6 protein-coding genes and 1 pseudogene are annotated in these 3,433 nt (G+C 62.7%); 5 read left to right on the forward strand and 2 right to left on the reverse strand.

From position 1 onward, the window contains the following. From QZ638_RS22885 to QZ638_RS22905, 5 genes are all read left to right on the forward strand, one after another. Positions 1–342: VOC family protein (locus QZ638_RS22885; protein ID WP_295814997.1), on the forward strand; the 342-nt coding region annotated here is incomplete at its 5' end. A gap of 24 nt (positions 343–366) precedes the next feature. Further along, positions 367–594 carry a DUF4287 domain-containing protein gene (locus QZ638_RS22890; protein ID WP_295814999.1) on the forward strand — a complete coding sequence of 76 codons (228 nt, stop codon included), beginning with the start codon at positions 367–369 and terminating at the stop codon, positions 592–594. 45 nt (positions 595–639) lie between these two features. After that, positions 640–993, forward strand: coding sequence for a DUF1428 domain-containing protein (locus QZ638_RS22895; protein ID WP_295815003.1), 354 nt, complete (start codon positions 640–642; stop codon positions 991–993). Between the two features lie 83 nt (positions 994–1,076). Then, complete coding sequence (gene dut / locus QZ638_RS22900) at positions 1,077–1,535, forward strand: dUTP diphosphatase (RefSeq protein WP_295815011.1); 459 nt, start codon at positions 1,077–1,079, stop codon at positions 1,533–1,535. Positions 1,536–1,550: 15 nt separating this feature from the next. Further along, entirely contained in the window at positions 1,551–2,234 is a 684-nt protein-coding gene (locus tag QZ638_RS22905; protein WP_295815004.1) for an HAD family phosphatase, read from the forward strand. Positions 2,235–2,245: 11 nt separating this feature from the next. Here the strand turns inward: QZ638_RS22905 and QZ638_RS22910 are convergent, their stop codons facing one another. Then, positions 2,246–3,214 carry a ketopantoate reductase family protein gene (locus QZ638_RS22910; protein ID WP_295815008.1) on the reverse strand — a complete coding sequence of 323 codons (969 nt, stop codon included), beginning with the start codon at positions 3,212–3,214 and terminating at the stop codon, positions 2,246–2,248. 26 nt (positions 3,215–3,240) lie between these two features. Further along, positions 3,241–3,433, reverse strand: a pseudogene (locus QZ638_RS22915) (hypothetical protein); the annotation flags it as partial.

Below are 3,433 nucleotides of genomic sequence, written 5' to 3' on the forward strand. Positions count from 1 at the left end.
ATCACCGGCGTCTTCAAAAACGGCGATGCGCCCGACCCGGGGAACCGGATGCCGGGTGGCGACGAGCTCGTGATGAACATGAACATGCGCCTCGGATCGGCGAATGTCATGGCCTCGGACGCGCCGGGCGAATGGTACAACAAGCCGCAAGGTTTCTCGGTGTCGGTGTCGCCCGGTTCGCTCGACGAGTTCGACCGGGTCTACAGCGCGTTGGCGAAGGGCGCGGAATCCGTGTCGATGGAACCGGCCGAAACCTTCTGGGCCGAACGTTTCGCGATGTTCACCGACAAATACGGCACGCCATGGATGCTCAACTTCACCGGCTCGAAGGCGATGGGCTGACAGCCAACCGAAGGAGAAAACGCGATGTCTTTTCAGGCCTATCTCGACAACATCGAAGCGAAGACCGGGAAGTCGCCCGCCGATTTCAAGGCGCTGGCGCACCAGAAGGGATTCACGGACGGCGGCGGCCTGGCGGACGGCGTCAAGGCGACGCAGGTAACCGACTGGCTGAAGCAGGACTTCGGGCTGGGCCACGGACATGCAATGGCGATCTTTGCGCTCCTCAAGGGCGCGAAAAAGGAAGGCGACTAACCGCTTCCGCCCCATCAATAACGGGAAATCACGAGAGGAAATGCAATGACTTACGTCAACGGCTCCGTGTTTGCGGTAGCGGAGAACGACAAGCAGAAATTCATCGAGTTTTCCGAGAGGATGGCGGTGGTGTTCAAGGAAAACGGCGCCCTTTCCCAAGCGGATTGCTGGGGCGTGGACGTCCCGGAAGGCGAGGTCACGTCCTTTCCGAAGGCGGTGGACAGGAACGATGGCGAGGTCGTCGTCTTCTCCTGGATCACCTGGCCATCGAAGGAGTTCGCCGATGCCGCATGGGAGAAGGTCATGGCCGATCCGCGCATGTCGGCGGAAGCCGAACACATGCCCTTCGACGGCCGCCGCATGATTTTCGGCGGGTTCGAAATGATCGCCGAAGCCTGAAACACCCGGAAAAGCGGGCTTTTCGCACAGAAATGAAGGGCCGCCAGCTTGCGCGGCGGACAGCCGCGCGCCATTTAGCCGGGATGACAAAAACGACCCTGACGCTGGTCCGCCTGCCGCATGGCGAGGGTATCGCCCTGCCCGGCTACGAGACCGAGGAAGCCGCCGGCATGGACCTGCGCGCGGCGGTGCCCGACGGCGTGCCGCTGACGCTCGCACCGGGCGCACGCGCGCTGGTGCCGACCGGTTTCATCTTCGAAATCCCGTCCGGCCACGAAGGCCAGGTGCGGCCGCGCTCCGGCCTTGCCTTCAAGCACGGGATCACCTGCCTCAACACGCCCGGCACGATCGACGCGGATTATCGCGGCGAGGTGCAGGTGCTGCTGATCAACCACGGCGCCGAGCCCTTCGAGATCACGCGCGGCATGCGCATCGCACAGATGGTGATCGCACCGGTGACGCAGGTGGCGGTCGGGGAAGGCCATCTCGCCTCGGAAACCGCGCGCGGCGGCGGCGGTTTCGGCTCGACGGGGACGCACTGAAGGATATCTGAAAACATGGCACCACCCGCACTGGTGATCTTCGACTGCGACGGCGTGCTCGTCGACACGGAATCCCTGGCCAATCAGCGCCTGGCGGAAATCCTCACCGAACACGGCCTGCCGATCACTATGGCGGAGTCACGCAAACGTTTCATGGGACGCACCATGAAGAGCGTGCGGGACATCGTGCTTGCCGAAAACGACATCGACCTGGGCGCCGATTTCGCCGACCGCTGGCTCGACGAACTGCCATCGATTTTCGCCAACGGCGTCGAGGCGATCCCGTTCGTGCGCGAGGTCATCCTCTATCTGAACGCCATCGACACGCCCTATTGCGTCGCCTCCTCGGCCAAGGTCGAGAAGATGCACATGACACTGGGCGCGACGGGCCTGCTGCCGCTGGTCGAGTATGTGCTGTTTTCGGCCTGGATGGTCGAAAGGGGCAAGCCGGCGCCCGACCTGTTCCTGCATGCCGCCGAGACCATGGGGCAGGAAGACGACAACTGCATCGTTGTCGAGGACAGCGTCAATGGCGTGCTGGCGGGCAAGGCAGCCGGGTTCCATGTAATCGGCTTTACCGGCGGTTCGCATTGCCGCAAGGGCCACGGCGACATGCTGGAAGAGGCCGGCGCCGATCTCGTCATCGACAGTCATGCCGAATTGTCGGAATGGATCGAGGCCGAACTGCAACCGGCCTGACGCAATCCGGTTCAGGCCTTGCCGGCCTTTTCGAAATCCCGCTGCAGCTGTTCGACAGACAGGCTCCCCGGCTCGACGCCCTCGGCGACCAGACGACGGCCGAGATCGCACAGGAAGGCGTTCACCGGGACAGGCACGCCGTGCAAGCGCCCAAGCAGAACGATCTCGCCATTCAAATAGTTCGTCTCGATGGAACCGGACTTGCGGACAAGGCTTTGCTGGGATGACGATCCGGTGCGCTGTATGCCCGGAACCGGCGTGATCTGCATGAGGTCGTCGTGACGGAAACCCTTGGTCACGGAGATCCCGGCAGCCTTCAGAACTGCCTCCGCCTCTTCGCGTGCCGCCTCCGCGAGCTGGGATTTTCGGGCCGCGTCGCCCGCTGCAGCATCGAGAACGTTCGACAGGTTCATGAGAAGCTTGCCGTATTTCCCCGGCATGACATCGGCTTCCGGGAAACCGGCGAAACCGGCTGCGTCCAGTGCCCGGCAAATTGCTTCCGCCATCGAGTCGCTGCCCTCGGGATAGCGCCCGATGTTGAAGACGCCGAGTTTCGGGCCGCAATTGATCACGACCTCTCCAGGCTTGATGTAATCGGCCGGCATCATGACCACAGCGCCATAGACATTCTCGAACAGCCTGAGAGCCAGCCGTTCATTCTCGATACCGTTTTGCGCACAGACGACAGGCTGTTGCCGGATACCGCATTTTTCGAGGCTTTCGAGCGCGGATTTGGTGTCCTGCGTCTTCATGGTCAGGAAAATGACGTCGTCGGTCCGGAAGGATATCTCGTCAGGGCTTCCCACACAGGGAAACCTCGCGATGTCATCGCTTTCGGGCGTGCGCACCCGCAAACCGCTCTCGCGGATCGCATCGAGCTGCGCGCCACGGGCTATCCCGATGACATCATGGCCGGAGAGGGCCAGCCTGGCCGCCATGCCGCCGCCGATGGCGCCGACACCGAAAAAGACAAACCGCATTCAAATCCCCCGGTTTGCCGCGCTGTTCACGCGGACCGTTTCTTGAATACCCCGACACGCAGCATCACCTCGCGCGGGATGTCGTAGGTCGAGCGCAGATGATGGTCGGTCTTGAGACCGAGATGATCGCGCTGGATGAAAAGTACCCATGCCTTGTTGGCAGCGTCCTGCACCAGTTCGTCGCGGTCGCGGTTGGAGCCGGGCGTTGCGTCGTGGCGG

The sequence above is a fragment of the uncultured Nitratireductor sp. genome (assembly GCF_913053745.1).
Lineage (GTDB): Bacteria > Pseudomonadota > Alphaproteobacteria > Rhizobiales > Rhizobiaceae > Nitratireductor.